This is a genomic window from Chryseobacterium lactis (genome assembly GCF_003815875.1).
Classification (GTDB): Bacteria; Bacteroidota; Bacteroidia; order Flavobacteriales; family Weeksellaceae; genus Chryseobacterium; species Chryseobacterium lactis.
Genome location: NZ_CP033924.1, coordinates 4,680,501 through 4,697,112 on the forward strand (window position 1 = coordinate 4,680,501; position 16,612 = coordinate 4,697,112).

Sequence of the window (16,612 nt, forward strand, 5' to 3'; positions counted from 1 at the left end):
TGGTTGTTGATTTTAATTTATAGGACAAAATTATAACATCAAAGACTCGCCAACGATATAGAATTCAAACTAAGAATTATAAAATTCAAACAGGGTTCGTTCGCAGAGTATTGGGAGCGATTCCGGTTTGTTTTTTAAAATAGTTGGTAAAATAAGCCGGTTCTTCAAATCCCAGTCCATAGGCGATTTCTGCAATATTCCAATCCGTATGTTTCAGTAAGGCACCGGCTTCCTGAATAATTCTGGCGGTAATCTGCTGACTCGTGGTCTTCCCGGTAATTTCTTTCACCGAACGGTTTAAAGAGTTGACATGAATGGAAAGGTTCCTGGCATAATCATTCGGAGTCTTTAGTTTCAGAAAAGCTTCAGGGCTGTCTATAGGAAATTGTCTTTCCAGCAGCTCCATAAACAGAGAGGCAACTCTTTGGGAAGCATTCTGATAAGGTTCAAAACTTTCCGCCGGATGCATTTTGATGGTTTCATGAATCATCAAATAGAGGTATGCTCTGAGCATATCATATTTATGAACGTAATCCGACTCAATCTCCAGCATCATTTTGTTGTAAATATCAGCAAGTATTCGTTGTTGCTCTTCCTCTACAAAGAAAACCGGAGTTCCTCCAATCTTAAAAAGCGGAGAATCCTGAAGGTTTCCCAAACGGCTTCCATTCTGTAAAAACTGTTCTGTAAAAAGGCAGAACCAACCTTTCTGATCATCATCTTCCGCCTCCCACGAATAAGGAATAATCGGATTCGAAAACAACAATGCAGGGCGATCCACATAAATCCACTTATCAGCGTAGTGAAGCTTTCCTTTTCCTATGATAAGTGAAATTTTATAATAATCTCTCCTGCTGTAAGGAGTCAGTGGCGAGCAATATTCACGTGAAAACACGTTGAAATGTCCCATCTTACCCGGATCAAGGCATGGTGGCCCAAGACTGGATCCGTTACGATCGTAAAAACTTTGTAATGATTGATTGGATTCCATCTATCAAAGTTATAAAATTCAAACAAATTAATTTATAAAAATTGTTTTTAATTAAAGTAACAAAAGAATTAAAAAGCTCGGGACCTGGAAAGAAGCCCGTCCTCATTAATAAGATGCTTAGCAAAAAAATCATTCATCATTCATCATTCATCATTCATCATTCATCATTCATCTATTATAACAAAAATTACCGGCAAAAACTGCCAGCCACTTAAAAATTGAGTATATATAGTTGATAATGGTCTAATCCCAATCACCGTCGTGCCCATGACCACGGTGTTTATTTTGTTTTTTATAATATTTTTCCTGGTTTTTATAATACTTATCCTGTTGCTTACGGTATTTCTTGTAATCGTTTTTGCTTACGTTATAAACGATAACAGGATTTTGTCCTCTGTAATATCTTTTTTTGAATTGTGCATATTTTTCTCTTCCGAGAATTCTTTCCAACTCTGAGTATCGATCGTTTCTCCATCTTCCAGGCTCTACGACGTATACTTTGTTCCAGGTATTATAATCACGATATCTGCTGTTTAAGTTATTAATTTGATTAGCTTGTGTTGTAGAAAGCAGTAAATCTGCGACTACACTCTGCCAGTTAATATCTGTAATACTTCTTTGATAATCATTATAATAATTTGATTGAGCGTAACTCATACTGAATGTGCCAATCAAAAATGCGGTTAATAATAACTTTTTCATTTCACTCCACTTTTAAAAATTAAACACCATCAAATGGACAATTAGAGTGCCAATAATGAATCGTATTTCCCAATGTTTGTTAAATAAAACCTTAAATCATTGATTATCTTTTAAATATTTTCTCTATTTAACTGAAATAAAGAAATATTAATTAAGCTAAAAATTATTATCAATGGACGATCTGATGCATTAAACACTTTTTAATCTTAAATAGAATCCGGAGAGTAAGAACATGAGCTATCTTCAAATTATAAATTTCGTTAAGATTCCTGAAAAGTATTATTTCATATTATTTAAATTCGTAATTTTAAAGGAGAGAATCTTATCTATAAGAGATTCTTAGTGAATTTTCAATCAACCAAATCTCAATAATTATGGAAAATATAAAATTTGAAGTCTCTCCATATCAGGATGAATTGCAGTTACTTATTGACGGGCAAAAGGCAGGATATATGTCCATAAAGGTTGACGGAAGACTGCTGATCGTGTATTACACCAAACTTGAAGAAGAACTTGAAGGTAAAGGCTATGCGAAGTTATTACTGGATGAGCTGGTACGCTATGCAGAAGAAAAAGATTTGCTTGTAGATCCGGAATGTGATTTTGTACGACAACAATTTGAAAATCATCCAAGACGGTATAAAGACATCTGGCATGCCTGATCAGTCTTCCCACCATACTTTAAACTGCTGATCCGAAAGATTTAGGTCAACGACCTCTCCAATCATTGGAGTAAGGATATGAAGCCCTTTTTCTTTTCCAAAGCTTGTAACCTTTTGTAAGGGCTCATTCCAGGGATGAAGTGCCAATGCAAATTTTGAGGAATGAACCGGAATAATTGTTTTGGCATTGAGGTCTATACTTGCCTGAATCACATCTTCCGGCAGTGTATGGATATACCTCCAGGCTTCTCCGTATTGCCCGTTCTCAAGAATAGCGTAATCAAAAGGACCATATTGATCCCCAATCATTTTAAAATGTGAATCATAACCACTGTCTCCGCCTAAAAATATTTTCCGGGTAGGTGTTTCCAGAACGTAAGATGTCCAGAGCGTATCATTTTGCCTGGTTCTTCTTCCTGAAAAATGTCTCGCCGGGGTAAACGTGATTTTCAGCTGGTTCTTCAATTCAACTTTTGTACCCCATTCTTCTTCGATAAGCTGCTCTTCGGTGTATCCCCATCTTTCCAAATGGGCTCCTACTCCCAGCGGCACAATAGCGGCTCCTGTACGATCTTTAATTGACTTCACGGTCGGATAATCAAGATGATCAAAATGATCATGGGTGATTACCAGATAATCCAGTTCAGGAATATCTTCAGGCTTAAAAATATCTGAGCCTTCGAATGCTTTATTAAAAAATTTAAAAGGAGAACCATAAGAACTCAATACCGGATCGATCAGAAATGAGACCCCATCAGTTTGCAAGTAATAGGATGAATGCCCCAGCCAGATAAATACTTCCAGATTTTTATCTATCTTTTTCAAATCGGTATGGATTGACGGAATAGCCTTCAATGGTTTGAGCAGCGGATCTTTTTTACCTAAAAAGAAATCATAGGTCACTTTTGACATTTTGTAGCCTTCTGCAAGAGACGGTGTATGACTGATATTTTGAAACTTTTTGTTTCTATACAATTTAGACTGTCTGATACGTGCCAACCTCTTTCCCTTCGGTACTCCACCAAACACTTTCATATTGATGACGATAAAAAATGTAATTGCTAATACGACTACCGATGTAATAATCCAATAAATCATTTGTAATAAAATAAACATCAAATGTATTGACTTTTGCTTTTAAATGAAAATAAGAAGTATTAGCCTGCATTTTTTTAACTAAATTTACCATGTTTTTCGGAAAATTTATCATTCATTTGGGTGATGATTAACTTTAAACTTTTTATTTTAGCAGCTTAAAAAAACTACAAAAGTACATTGAAAAATTATTCGGCAATATTTCTTCTAGCTATGCTTTCGTCATGTGCATCGATCAGAAAACATAACGAACAGCGGGCTTCATGTATTCCACCGGAGCAACTTAAAGAGGATATAGATTATGCCTATTTGAAATTACAGCAAATGCACCCTCAGCTGTATTGGTATATTCCCAAGCAGGAATTGGACCATAAGTTCGACAGCCTTAAACAGACGATCAACGAACCTCTTACTCCCCTACAGTTTTATTTCAAGCTGCAACCCGTGATTGCCGGCATCCGTGAAGGACATCTTTCATTGCGGATTCCCCGTAAGAAATTCACCAAAAAGGAAATTAAAAAATTAGAGCATAAAACCGGGCTATTCAGTCGTTTTGAATATTATATTAATGATGATCATCTGTATATTATTCAAAACAGGGATTCTATTGAAAATATTCAGCCGGGAACAGAGATTCTGTCGATCAACCATATTCCGGCCGCAGAATATATCCAAAAATACAGACGACTGATCAGTAGTGATGGATATAATACCACCTTTCAATCTTATTTTTTAAAGGATCTGTTTTTTAACTTTTATACGGCTGAACATGGACTTTCCGACAGAGCAACGATCGAAACCCTGTATAAAGATGAAAAGAAAACCATTACTCTTAGAAGAGAGCTAAAATCTGATACAGATCTTGAAAAGGATAAGGAGATGAAAAAAAGAACTCCTGAAAAGAAGATGAATGATTATGTGGCTGCCAGTAATTCTTATAACCGAAGTTTCAAATTTCTGGATAAAGACAGTACCATCGCTTATATAAAGGTAAAAAGTTTTTCAAGAGAATATTCGGATGAGTTTTATAAAAAAACATTTTTAAAGATTAAAAATGCGAAATCTCCATACCTTATTATTGATGTCCGCAACAACTACGGAGGTTCTTTATATGAGATTAATAACCTGTATTCCTATCTGGCCAGTGAGCCTTTCACTTTAATAAAGCCCTCTCAGGTTACTTCCAGGGATATTCCGTTAAGAACAAATTATTTCAGAAAAAGCACTCCTTTGGAATATGCTTTTAAAAGCATTGCGTATCCGAGCTATTTCTTTGCCCAGGCCTTCAGTACATACAAGAAAGACGGAAAGGTCTTTTATAAAATGAAGGCAGATAAGCCTACAAAGCCTAATAAAGAGGCATTCCGTGGAAAAGTTTTTGTTTTGATCAACGGCGGAAGTTTTTCAGCTTCTTCTATTATTACCGCAAAGCTTAAAAATGATAAAAGAGCAATCCTCGTCGGAGAAGAAACGGGTGGCGCCAACGACGGAACCGTGGCTGGCTTTTATTCTTATCAAAAGCTTCCCAATTCTGAAATAAAATTTCCTATCGGACTGCTTCTTGTACAGCCCAATATCAATTTTTCAGATTCCAAGAAAGGAGTCGTTCCTGATGTGATTATCAATGAAAGCATGCAGGATATTATTGATAAAAAAGATCCGCAGCTGGAATGGATCAAAAGCGAAATTGCTGTAGAAAAAGAAAATAAAGATTTGTAATATAAGGGTTTCGGCGGGCTTTCAGCCCGCCGAAACTATTTCACATCCACTGAATTATTCCTACGATTTATAAAAATAAAAAACCCGACAGAAAATACTGCCAGGCCTCTCATTGTGTTTTTTTTTAAAGTTATTCAAGCATTACCTTCTCTGGATAATGTTTGAGATGAAATAATTTTTATATGCATTTATTTTAATCGCCAATTAAGGCAGATATACTTACATATTTTCACAGTTAGTAGAAAAAAAGTAAAAATGTTACACTTATTAACAAAAAAAATGACAGAAACTTTTCTGTCATAACGATTATTTTTTGAAGCCACATGCTTTTTATCAAATAAGCTAATTTAATCTGTTTAAAGCCTGTTGTAAAGTAATAATATTGATAAAACCTAGCTTTGCACCAATGATAATAATGATCAGCAAAACCAATGTCAGAAATAAAATAACGAAGATATACACTGATATAAACCATATAACCGTATTCAAGATATTTCCTTTGATTCCCAGTTTATTGACGAAGAACTTCTGAGAGCGTTCAAACCATGTTTTTCTCTTTTGGGGTTTGGGTTTTACGTCAATTCCATTCAGCTCATCTACTAATAGAACAATATCATCGATATATTTTCCATACATAAAATAGATCCAGTATTTGATAATAAAACAAACCAGCAATAAGGTAATCAAAAGGCTTACGCCGAAAATGGACAGGTTATACTCCATATCAAAATGAAAATTGATACTGATAAGGCATAGCAGGAAAGCAAGAGGAATATAGGATATATAATACGAAATGTAAATCTCTTTTGATATTAAAAGCTGAGTTTTAAGATTAGACAGATCATAATTGGTATTAATACTATTCCTTTGAAGCAGCCGATATAATTTCAGGAAGCGGGAATAAAAATAGACAATAAAAGCCAATGTCAGAATGGTGACAAATATGGCTATTGTTTTAATATTAGAGTCTTTGGATGCAAACGGAAAGCTGGTTAGAAGTAATGGTAATGTAATCACCATCAGCCAGAATTCTGTTTTCATATTCACTTTCAGCATCTGTAGCGGAGAGTGTATTTCACTTTGTTTTTCTAAAGAAATTTCCGGAGGGTTCTGGCCTGTATCTTTATTCCAAAGTTCTTTAAAATTGTCTAGTTCCATCACGAATGTTTTTAAATTGAATCTGTTTTTTGTTTTTCAATGATCTCTTTCAGCCTATCTTTTGCTCTTTTCAATTTTACTCTGGCATTAACTTCAGTGATTCCCAGCTGGTGGGCAATTTCTTTCCCCGGGAAATCTTCGAGAAAGAAAAATATCAACGCTTTGTCAATGGGGCTCAATTGGTGGATGGCTTCATACATGAGCTTCATATTCTTATCATCAGTATCATTGTAAGACTCTTGCGGGGAACTCAATCCGTCAATACTCTGATTCTGTATAAAACTACGTTTTTTTTCACTTCGGAGAAAAACAATTGCAGTGTTTAACGCAGTTCTGTATAACCATGTTGAGAAATCACTTCTCTTTTGGAAACCACCATATGATTTCCAGGCCTGGTAAATAATCTCCTGATAGAGATCATTTTGATCGTCTTTGTTATCCATATACATTTTAGAGATCTTGAAAATAACACCTTTATGTTTCTCAATTTTCTCCAAAAATTCTTTTTCCAGTGAAGACATGATTTTATACACTAAACCTAAGTGGCAATTTCACAAAAAACGCCACGATATAACACAAAAAACTAAAATTCCAGGCATTAAGTTAAAAAATCCTTAAAAAACAAATGCGTTTATTAAGGATTTTTATTTTATGTTAAATACAGTTTGAGATTTAGACTAGAAAATATAGTCGGTACTTAGAAAATTGGAGTCATGTTCTCTGACGATGGTATTCAATAATTTTGTATTGGAATCTGTTAGTTTTGCAGCAACCAGGGATCTTATTGAGAATGAACGCAGGGCATCAAAAACAGAAAGTGTACCTTCAGCACTATCTTTTCTTCCGGTAAACGGAAAAACATCCGGGCCACGCTGAGCCTGACAATTGATATTCACACGACTTACCAGATTCACAAACGGATCGATCAGTTGTGCTACTTCTTTCGGATCTTCGCTAAAGATGCTGACCTGCATCCCATGGGAAGCATTAACCTGATATTCAATCGGCTCTTCAATATCGTCAAACGGAACTACGGGAATCACAGGTCCAAACTGTTCTTCATGATACAATTTCATATCACTGTTTACGGGATACACCACTGCAGGAAAAACAAAAGATTCTTCCGTATACCCTCCGCCTTTATTTAAAACTGCAGCTCCTTTCATCACGGCATCATCAATACATTCTTTTAAATAAGGAGGTTTATTCACTTCCGGAAGCGGAGTAACCTTAACATCTTTTTCCCATGGTAGTCCTGGTTTTAAAGCAGAAACAGCTTCACTCAATTTAGTGGTAAATGCTGCTGCAACTTCTTTTTGAACAAATATCAGCTTTAATGCAGTACAACGCTGTCCGTTAAAAGAAAGAGCTCCCAGGATACATTCGCTCACTGCGACATCCAGATTGGCATTTTTAGTAACAATAGCTGCATTTTTAGCATCAAGACTTAAAATAGCCCTTAAACGGTTCACTTTAGGATGCAGCTTTTTCAATCCGTTGGCTACTTTACTGGAGCCGATAAAAGCCAGCACATTCACTTTTCCGCTTTCCATAATCGGAGTAATGATTTCTGACCCTTTTCCATATAAAGTATTGACAGTTCCTTTCGGGAAGGCTTCTTTGAAAGCATTTAATAAAGGATAATGTGCCAGCACCCCATGTTTTGGTAGTTTAAACAAAATGGTATTTCCCATGATTAACGCAGGAATCAGTGTTGTAAAAATTTCATTCAAAGGATAATTGAATGGTCCCATGCTCAAAACCACTCCCAGCGGAGCTCTTCTGATCTGGGCGATGGTTCCTTCTGCCTCCTGAAACCGGGAAGATTCCCTGTCAAGATCCTTCAAAGCATCAATAGTTTGATTGATATAATCTACCGTGCGGTCAAATTCTTTCGTAGAATCGGCCAGTGTCTTTCCTATTTCCCACATCAGAAGCTTAATAACAAGATCTCTTTGCTGGATCATCAGATACACGAATTTCTGCATGCATTTAATTCTTCCTTCTACAGACATGGTAGGCCATTCACCAAGGCCATTGTCATAAGCTTTTACACAAGCTTCCAGAACTTCCATTGCTTCTTCCGGCCCGATATTCGGGATACTTCCCAGAAGTTTTCTTTCCAATCCGTTTTCAGTGGGAATACAAACCGGAGAATAGATATTTTGGGTTTCCCCGTGCCATTCTACCAGTTCGCCATTGAGAAGATAGACTTTCTGGTGAATTTCAGGAACTTTATATTCTTCGGGAATGTCATTTTCACTTTTAAAAATATCGTGAATTGAAAAGCTGTTTGCTGAACTCATATTTATATCTTTTAATAATTTGAATACGTTTTGAAGAATAAAGTTAGACGTAAAAATTGATTTTAAGAATAGTGATTCAATAGATTTGCTCTATTTACAAGCTATTTGAATGAAATTTAATCCAGGTAACTGAAAAAATGAATAATTTTGTTAAAAATAAATTTCAATGTTTTCAAAAATAATACTCAGTACACTTCTCTTTCTGTCAGTTTCCGGTTTTGCTCAAAGTACTAAAGCAACCCCGAACACTGTTTTGATGAAAGGGCAACCTGTACGTACTTATTCTAAATTGCCGGCACTTAATAAACCCGCTCCCAAATTTGTACTTACCGATGTTAATATGAATGATCAGAGTCTTGAATCCTACAAAGGAAGATATGTGATCCTGAATATCTTTCCGAGCGTAGATACAGGCGTTTGTTCAGCATCTGTACACCATTTCAACGAAGATGCGGCCAATCTTCCTAACACGGTGGTTCTTTGTATTTCTAAAGATCTGCCTTTTGCTCAAAAAAGATTTTGTGGCGCTGAAGGTATAGAGAATGTGGTGATGCTTTCAGATTTCCGTTCTGATTTCGGATGGAATTATGGAGTGGAAATGATTGATTCTCCTATGAAAGGACTTCTCAGCAGAGCTGTTGTCGTGATTGATCCTTCAGGAAATATTATCTACGAAGAGCAGGTACCTGATATTTCGCAGGAGCCGAATTATGAAGCGGCGATTAAAGTTGTACGTCATTAAGAAAACTCTTTTTTACATAAGAAAAACCTCTGATAGTCATTATTATCAGAGGTTTTTTATTTTATTTGCATCATGACGGAAAACAAATCGGTGAAATTCAAGATATGCTTGAAAATCCGGTTTTATTTGAAAAACTTTATTCAGAAGCATTTGGAATATGAAAATACCGCGGATCCGGATATTGAAATTCAAAATTCAAATCTGAAATTAATCTGGCAGGCGAAATGGTTCTGCCTTCCGCAGTACGATCCCCGGAATAAGGGAGGTCTTTCTGGGCATTGATTACTTCTTCTTTATTAGGATGAACGGGAGCCACCACATTATAAACTTTGGATTGAGATTGATTATCCAACATTTTTTCAACCACTGAGCAAATATCAGCATAATGAATATGATTAACCAGCATATCCAAATTTGAAATATTATAATTCTTTAAAAGCCGCTGATCTCCCATTAATCCAGCCAATCTTAGAATATTGACCTGAGGGAATTTATTTTTTATAACACTTTCACTTGGAACATCATCTGCAGATTTGTTGTCTTCAGTAAATTCTTTTTCGTCATTCGGATACACCCCGGTTGAACTCATCAAATAAACCTGACCTTTATAGTCTCCAAGAAAGGTCAGCAAATTGTGAGCTTTTTCATATAAAGGAATTTCGGTTCCTCTTACCCCTGAAAACGGAACTGTAATAATCACTGCATCTAGTTGTGGTGCGATTTCCCATTTCGACAAGGTTCCAGTGATATCATGGTCCGGAAAATCAACTTGTGTAACCTGATAACCTTTGTCGGATAAATCTTTTATTTTAGACTCTGTAGTAGTAGTTGCAAAAATTTCATAACGACCGGATAATCTCTCTGCAATATGACCACCCAACCAGCCACATCCTATTATTCCAATTTTTTTCATTCTTAAAGGTATAAAACTTATCTCAAAATACCAATGATAAGCTGCTATATAGATTCAATATACTACTTTTTACTTTCAATAATAATGATTCCATTTTCCCCCAGCTTTCCATAAAGTTTTACCGCCCCTTCACCTGAAAGAACTTTAATACTCCTTACTTTATCACCATCTATTTTTTTCATCTTTTCTTCAGAAATCCTCTTCCCATCAAGCAATATCACCGGTTGGGTAGATTCTATATCTTCTTTAGTAGGCATTCCCAGCCACATCGTTTTATGTAAGGTTTTATTGATGACCTCAACGCCATCTATCCCTTTCTTAAAGTCCATTTTTTTGACCTCTTCTCCTTTTAATTCCTGTCCGCTAACTGTTGTTAAGGCACCACCTGCAGCCAATAATCCCAAAGCGATTTTACCGGTTAACGAGAAATTTAGATTTCTTCCCAACTGATCATTTCTGAATCTCCCGCAAATATTTTCAGCCTGGCCAAGGCTATTGACTAATTCTTCATCTGAGAAATTGGTAAAATCATAAATCGTTTTAGAACAAACCGCACAAAATTTTCCTTGTTCATCAATCGTCATGTTTCCCCAGTTTTCATGGCAGGGCTTAGGTATGGTAATTTTCATAGAATGTCTTTTTTATATAAAGATGCAGAAATAATAAAAATGGTTGGAAAAAATCACTAAAAATATTAAGCAGATTTTTATTCAACCCTAAATCAACATCTCTCCATCCCTCAAAACAACAAACTCCTGCCCCACTTCCTCCGAAGTTTCCTTCAACTCATTATCATCAAATACCTGGGGAATATAGAACTTCTCATGCACAAACAAATCATAATGGATGGGAACCAATTTTTTAGCGTGTAGTAAATGCGCTGCTGCAAACGCTTCTTTCAGATTAAGGGAAGCGGGAACGGGACTGTATTCCAGGCCGATGATTTCAAAGTTTACCACAACTCCGTTTACCGGTAAAAACGCGTAATCAATATGTTCATTTTCTTTTCCAAGTTTCCAGAACTGATTGTGCCAGATGGTATCACCGCCATGAAAAATTTTGGTCGTTTGATCGTAAACAATCCAGGAAGATTGTATTTCACCGACTCCATCCATCGCAAATACCGGCTTAAAGGTGATATCGTGTTCAGTGAATGTTTCATTCAAATCCAAAACAATCATTTCAACTCCTTCTATATACTTTTTTACAAACGGCTCCAATCCTGAATAAACGATCACTTTGCCGTCCTTTTTTAAGCATTTTTTGATCACACTTTTGTCAAAATGGTCTAAATGTAGATGGGTAAACAAGATGTAATCCGCCTGTATATCATCAGAAAACTCGATCAACTGATCTACAGCATCTCCTAGTACAGGTTTATAATAAGAGAAATCTTCTACAGCATCTATCAGGACTGTTTTATTGTTGGAAACGAGCTTTATTCCTGCCCAGTTTAACTTTTGTATTTCCATAAGTTCTTTTTTCACAAAGGAAAAGACTTACGGAAGGCCAGTCAATAAACAAAAGTTAATTAATTTAATGATTGGAAGATGGAAATCAGAACCTGGGAGTTAATCAGTAGCTTTTCTCTTCCAGCTTCACACTATTTCAAGAAATTCTCTTTCTGATCCTGCTTAAGGAAATAGGGGTAATTCCAATGTAAGAAGCAAGATATTTGAGTGGAATATTCTGAATATAATGGGGTTTGCTTTTCAACAAGTATTCATAAAGATCCTGGGGTGTATTTTTAAGCAAAAGCATTTCGCGTTTCATAGCAGCATTGAGTTTTCTGCTTAAATAATAATTTTGAACGAAACGACATTCCGGATTAACCGCGAACATTTCTTTGACTTCATCCAGCGTAATTTCCCACGCCAGACCTTTATTTAACGATTCATACACAACTTCAGACTCTCTTTCCTCAACAGTAAAAATATCTCCCGGAAAATAAAACTCCGCAGATATTTCAGTGTCAATATCTGAAGTTGTAGTGATATAATATTTACGGACAAGCCCATCTTCAACGAGATAGGCTTTATTGTCCGAAAATATATTCTTTTTTTGAAATTTAACTTCGACAAATTTTTCCCATACCGGATCATTATCCTCAACATTAAGGTGTGAAAACAGCTGTTTATTAATATTTGCCAACTATATATCTTATTTAAAGTAAGTTTTCATCTACAAGATTAGGAAGTGTTACTTTCAATTTCGGTTCAGCTTCCATCGCTCTTTTGATTGCGAAAATAGCGCCTTCGTTTCTTGCCCAGCTTCTTCTTGAAATTCCGTTGTTCACATCCCAGAAAAGCATAGATTTTAATCTTCTGTCTGCATCTTCACTTCCATCAAGCAGCATTCCGAAACCTCCGTTAATTACTTCTCCCCAGCCTACACCGCCTCCATTGTGAATAGAAACCCATGTAGCTCCACGGAAACTGTCACCAATGACGTTATGAATCGCCATATCTGCTGTAAACCTGGAACCGTCATAAATATTAGAAGTTTCTCTGTACGGCGAATCTGTTCCCGATACATCGTGATGGTCTCTACCCAGCACTACAGGACCGATTTCGCCATTTTTAATCGCATTATTGAATGCTTCTGCAATTTTCATTCTTCCTTCGGCATCTGCATATAAAATTCTGGCCTGCGAACCGACTACCAGTTTATTTTCCTGAGCTCCTTTGATCCATTGGATGTTATCTTTCATCTGCTGCTGGATTTCTTCCGGAGAATTTTTAATCATTTCTTCTAATACAGCACAAGCAATATGGTCCGTTTTCTGCAGATCATCAGGGTTTCCACTGGCACACACCCAACGGAAAGGTCCGAAACCATAATCAAAACACATCGGTCCCATAATATCCTGAACATAACTAGGATATTTGAACTCTCTGCCCAACGTCGGATTATCTGCCATTACATCGGCTCCAGCTCTGGAGGCTTCCAGCAAGAAAGCATTTCCGTAATCAAAGAAGTATGTTCCTTTCTGTGTATGTTTATTAATAGCTGCAGCGTGTCTTTTTAACGTTTCCTGAACTTTTTCTTTGAATAATTCCGGATCTTCAGCCATCATTTTATTAGATTCCTCGAAACTCTGTCCTACAGGATAATATCCCCCTGCCCATGGATTATGAAGTGATGTTTGATCCGAACCTATATCAATTCTTAAATTTTCCTGATCAAATTTTTCCCAAACTTCAACAATATTTCCAAGATAAGCCAGTGAAACGGTTTCCTTATTTTCCTGTGCTTCTCTTACCCTTTTTACCAATTCATCAAGATTTTCATGAATTTCATTCACCCATTTCTGATCGTGACGGATTTTTGTAATCTTTGGATTGACTTCCGCACATACGGTAACACAACCTGCAATATTTCCAGCTTTCGGCTGAGCTCCACTCATTCCTCCTAATCCGGAAGTGATGAAAAGCCCGCCTTTTGGCTCTTTTTTAATTTTTCTAAAAGCATTCAGTACCGTAATTGTTGTTCCATGTACAATCCCTTGCGGTCCTATATACATATAGCTTCCCGCGGTCATCTGACCATACTGAGTTACTCCTAATGCATTGAATTTTTCCCAATCATCCGGTTTTGAATAATTCGGAATCATCATTCCATTCGTTACCACTACTCTTGGTGCATCTTTATGAGAAGGAAATAATCCCATCGGATGTCCTGAATACATCACCAACGTTTGTTCATCCGTCATTTCCGACAGATATTTCATCGTCAGCAGGTACTGCGCCCAATTGGAAAAAACAGCTCCGTTTCCTCCATAAGTAATCAGCTCATGAGGATGCTGCGCTACAGCGTAATCCAAATTATTCTGAATCATCAGCATAATAGCTTTTGCCTGCTCAGATTTCCCCGGATAATCACTGATTGATCTTGCCTTCATCTCGTAATCCGGACGAAAACGATACATATAAATTCTTCCGTACTCTTCCAGTTCCTTCCTGAATTCAGGAATCAGTTCTGCATGAAACTGAGGATCAAAATAACGCAACGCATTCTTTAATGCCAGTTTTTTCTCTTCCTCTCCTAAAATTTCTTTACGTTTCGGAGCATGGTTGATATTGGTTTCGTATGGTTTTTGCTGTGGCAGCTGATTAGGAATTCCCTGTTGAATTTGTTCTTGAAATGTCATATTGCTATTTAAAGTTCTATGTTTAAACAATTTTTTAAGTTTTAAAGATATTCAAATTATAAAATATAGGCAAGTAAAGGCGAAAAGGATAAAAGAACAATATGGCAATGTATTTACCCGAAATGTGATTTGATACGCACCGTTATATCATTCATTATTTTGTTTTATTTTAAATACTACATTTGAACATACCCACAATTCCCCTCCCTTGGAGGGGTGGATTCCAAAGTTCAACTTTGGAAGACGGGGTGGTTTAAACACATATGATAATGAAAGAAATACTAACTTACATCAATGAAGTACCCATTGGAAGGGACTTCGTTCAAAATCCACCCTACAATCCCCTCCTAAAAATATTTTTAAAGGAAAAGCGTAAAGCCAAAATTTTGGGTGAAGTTATTTTCTGGAAAAAAGTTAGGGCTAAAAGCTTTTATGCTATTGATTTTGACAGACAAAGAATAATCGGGAATTATATCGTTGATTTTTATGTAAAAACACTGGGACTTGTTATTGAAATTGACGGAGCAAGCCATGATGAAAACCAAATTTCTGATGGAGCAAGACAAGAATATCTTGAATCTTTAGGGCTATTGGTTTTTAGAATAAATGATTTTGATGTAAGAAATAATCTGGATTTAGTAATGAAAGAATTGGAAGAATTTATTATTGTTCATTATGGAACCACCCCGTCTTCAAAAATTTAATAATTTTTGAATCCACCCCTCCAGAGGAGGGGAATTTCTTCGTACGGAATAGGGTTATCATTTCTAAAGTAAAACCTCACTGAAATTCAGTGAGGTTTATTTTATATCTATAACTTTTAAGTTAAAACATCATCGTTTTCCTCTTCATGGTCATCATCATTATCACTTAAGCTCCAGTAATTGTTTTCTTCGTCTTCGGATCCTATTTCTTCCATATCATCATCATCTTCAGCTCCGGGAATATCCAGTCCTTTATCTATTTTATCCTCATCCGGATCTTCATTTAAAATAGGGTTGCCATCTCCATCGAGCGGAATATGTTTCTCTTTTTTAAATATATCTTCATTTGGATTATAATCCATTTGCTCCAATTTTCTGTTTTGCTCATTAATATTATTTTCCGGTGCCATGATATGTAGATTTTGGGTTGATATATTAAGAACAAAAATAATTCCAACTTATTATAATTAGTGAGAATAAACCTCGGGATTGGCACAATGCCGCATTTTTTTACCTCTTGAAAAAGCGATAATATTCTCTGCAGCCAGTCTGGACATTCCGTTTCTGGCTTCTATGGTCGCAGAACCGATATGTGGCAATACACACACATTAGACAGCTTCAAAATAGGATGATCGGGCGACATCGGTTCAGGATTCGTTACATCAAGGCCTGCTCCCCAGATTGTCTCTTCAACCAATGCTGTATACAAATCTTTTTCATCCTGAAAACCACCTCTTGCGGTATTAATAAAAATAGCGTTTGTTTTCATTTTCTCAAAAACAGAACGGTTAAAAAGATTTTTATGCTCGGCCGTAAAATTGGCATGAACACTCAATACATCCGAATTCGCTACCAGCTCCTCAAAAGAAACATAGGTTGCCCCCAGCTCCCTTTCAGCCTCTTCATTGTGGTGACGGTTGTGATAGATAATATTCATATCGAAAGCATTTCCGGACTTTTTTGCCATTTCAAAACCTATTCTTCCCAACCCGAAAATTCCTAAGGTTTTTCCATATAACTCCTGACCCAAAGCATGTAAAGGATCAAATTTATCCCAATTCCCATCTTTTACTTTCTGAAAATTATAGCTCGCCCTTCTTGCCACAGCCTGCATTAATAAAAATGCAACATCTGAAGTTGCCCTGCTTAATACATCAGGCGTATTACCGACCGGAATATGTCTTTGAGTTGCCTCTCTAATATCAACATGATCAAACCCTACGGAGTACAGCGCAATAGCTTTAATATTGGGGCAGGCCTCAAAAAATTTTTTGTCATATTTAAAATCATTGCCTATACTTAAAATAGCATCGGCTTTCTTACAATAGCCGAGCCACTCTTCATGAGACATGTTTTCTTTTTCCGGAGATATTATTTCCAATCCTGCTTCTGTCAGCATAGTAATGCCTGTTTCAGGAATCCTTTTATTGATAAAGACTTTCATTGTTGTTTATGAATCAGTTTAAATA

General features: G+C 36.3%; 17 protein-coding genes. 4 read left to right on the forward strand and 13 right to left on the reverse strand.

The window, feature by feature from the left end:
• Nucleotides 1–85 precede the first annotated feature (85 nt).
• Entirely contained in the window at nucleotides 86–991 is a 906-nt protein-coding gene (locus EG342_RS20930; protein WP_103289470.1) for a helix-turn-helix domain-containing protein, read from the reverse strand.
• A gap of 243 nt (nucleotides 992–1,234) precedes the next feature.
• The gene (locus EG342_RS20935) at nucleotides 1,235–1,693 is read right to left on the reverse strand and encodes a hypothetical protein (protein ID WP_103289472.1); all 459 of its coding nucleotides are present in this window, start codon (nucleotides 1,691–1,693) and stop codon (nucleotides 1,235–1,237) included.
• 374 nt (nucleotides 1,694–2,067) lie between these two features.
• On the opposite strand from EG342_RS20935, the gene EG342_RS20940 reads away from it, so the two are divergent.
• Nucleotides 2,068–2,355, forward strand: a complete 288-nt coding sequence (locus tag EG342_RS20940) for a GNAT family N-acetyltransferase (protein WP_103289476.1) — start codon at nucleotides 2,068–2,070, stop codon at nucleotides 2,353–2,355.
• On the opposite strand, the gene EG342_RS20945 is transcribed toward EG342_RS20940, so the two are convergent.
• On the reverse strand, nucleotides 2,356–3,471 hold the full coding sequence (locus tag EG342_RS20945; RefSeq protein ID WP_246008676.1) for an MBL fold metallo-hydrolase: 1,116 nt from the start codon (nucleotides 3,469–3,471) through the stop codon (nucleotides 2,356–2,358).
• A gap of 159 nt (nucleotides 3,472–3,630) precedes the next feature.
• Between EG342_RS20945 and EG342_RS20950 the strand changes: the two genes are divergently transcribed.
• Nucleotides 3,631–5,169: a S41 family peptidase gene (locus EG342_RS20950; RefSeq protein WP_103289481.1), complete on the forward strand. Its 1,539-nt coding sequence runs from the start codon at nucleotides 3,631–3,633 to the stop codon at nucleotides 5,167–5,169.
• 342 nt (nucleotides 5,170–5,511) lie between these two features.
• Here EG342_RS20950 and EG342_RS20955 read toward each other — a convergent pair whose 3' ends face one another.
• The 3 genes from EG342_RS20955 to EG342_RS20965 form a co-directional block, all read right to left on the reverse strand.
• The gene (locus EG342_RS20955; protein ID WP_103289485.1) at nucleotides 5,512–6,327 is read right to left on the reverse strand and encodes a hypothetical protein; all 816 of its coding nucleotides are present in this window, start codon (nucleotides 6,325–6,327) and stop codon (nucleotides 5,512–5,514) included.
• 11 nt (nucleotides 6,328–6,338) lie between these two features.
• On the reverse strand, nucleotides 6,339–6,848 hold the full coding sequence (locus EG342_RS20960) for an RNA polymerase sigma factor (RefSeq protein ID WP_103289490.1): 510 nt from the start codon (nucleotides 6,846–6,848) through the stop codon (nucleotides 6,339–6,341).
• Nucleotides 6,849–7,004: 156 nt separating this feature from the next.
• Nucleotides 7,005–8,633: an NADP-dependent glyceraldehyde-3-phosphate dehydrogenase gene (locus tag EG342_RS20965; RefSeq protein WP_103289492.1), complete on the reverse strand. Its 1,629-nt coding sequence runs from the start codon at nucleotides 8,631–8,633 to the stop codon at nucleotides 7,005–7,007.
• A gap of 166 nt (nucleotides 8,634–8,799) precedes the next feature.
• On the opposite strand from EG342_RS20965, the gene tpx reads away from it, so the two are divergent.
• Complete coding sequence (tpx, locus tag EG342_RS20970) at nucleotides 8,800–9,375, forward strand: thiol peroxidase (RefSeq protein WP_103289493.1); 576 nt, start codon at nucleotides 8,800–8,802, stop codon at nucleotides 9,373–9,375.
• Nucleotides 9,376–9,511: 136 nt separating this feature from the next.
• Here the strand turns inward: tpx and EG342_RS20975 are convergent, their stop codons facing one another.
• The 5 genes from EG342_RS20975 to EG342_RS20995 all read right to left on the reverse strand — a co-directional run bounded on the left by EG342_RS20975 (nucleotide 9,512) and on the right by EG342_RS20995 (nucleotide 14,438).
• Nucleotides 9,512–10,288, reverse strand: coding sequence for a Rossmann-fold NAD(P)-binding domain-containing protein (locus EG342_RS20975; protein ID WP_103289495.1), 777 nt, complete (start codon nucleotides 10,286–10,288; stop codon nucleotides 9,512–9,514).
• 62 nt (nucleotides 10,289–10,350) lie between these two features.
• On the reverse strand, nucleotides 10,351–10,917 hold the full coding sequence (locus EG342_RS20980) for a SusC/RagA family TonB-linked outer membrane protein (RefSeq protein ID WP_103289498.1): 567 nt from the start codon (nucleotides 10,915–10,917) through the stop codon (nucleotides 10,351–10,353).
• An 87-nt stretch (nucleotides 10,918–11,004) separates the two neighbouring features.
• Nucleotides 11,005–11,760, reverse strand: coding sequence for an MBL fold metallo-hydrolase (locus EG342_RS20985; protein WP_103289500.1), 756 nt, complete (start codon nucleotides 11,758–11,760; stop codon nucleotides 11,005–11,007).
• Between the two features lie 136 nt (nucleotides 11,761–11,896).
• Nucleotides 11,897–12,439 carry a Crp/Fnr family transcriptional regulator gene (locus tag EG342_RS20990; protein WP_103289501.1) on the reverse strand — a complete coding sequence of 181 codons (543 nt, stop codon included), beginning with the start codon at nucleotides 12,437–12,439 and terminating at the stop codon, nucleotides 11,897–11,899.
• 13 nt (nucleotides 12,440–12,452) lie between these two features.
• Entirely contained in the window at nucleotides 12,453–14,438 is a 1,986-nt protein-coding gene (locus EG342_RS20995) for a urocanate hydratase (protein WP_103289503.1), read from the reverse strand.
• A 269-nt stretch (nucleotides 14,439–14,707) separates the two neighbouring features.
• Here EG342_RS20995 and EG342_RS21000 point away from each other — a divergent pair, with 269 nt between their 5' ends.
• Nucleotides 14,708–15,142, forward strand: coding sequence for an endonuclease domain-containing protein (locus EG342_RS21000; protein WP_103289505.1), 435 nt, complete (start codon nucleotides 14,708–14,710; stop codon nucleotides 15,140–15,142).
• Between the two features lie 116 nt (nucleotides 15,143–15,258).
• On the opposite strand, the gene EG342_RS21005 is transcribed toward EG342_RS21000, so the two are convergent.
• On the reverse strand, nucleotides 15,259–15,552 hold the full coding sequence (locus EG342_RS21005; RefSeq protein ID WP_103289506.1) for a hypothetical protein: 294 nt from the start codon (nucleotides 15,550–15,552) through the stop codon (nucleotides 15,259–15,261).
• Between the two features lie 57 nt (nucleotides 15,553–15,609).
• Entirely contained in the window at nucleotides 15,610–16,587 is a 978-nt protein-coding gene (locus EG342_RS21010; protein WP_103289508.1) for a 2-hydroxyacid dehydrogenase, read from the reverse strand.
• Nucleotides 16,588–16,612: the final 25 nt, after the last annotated feature.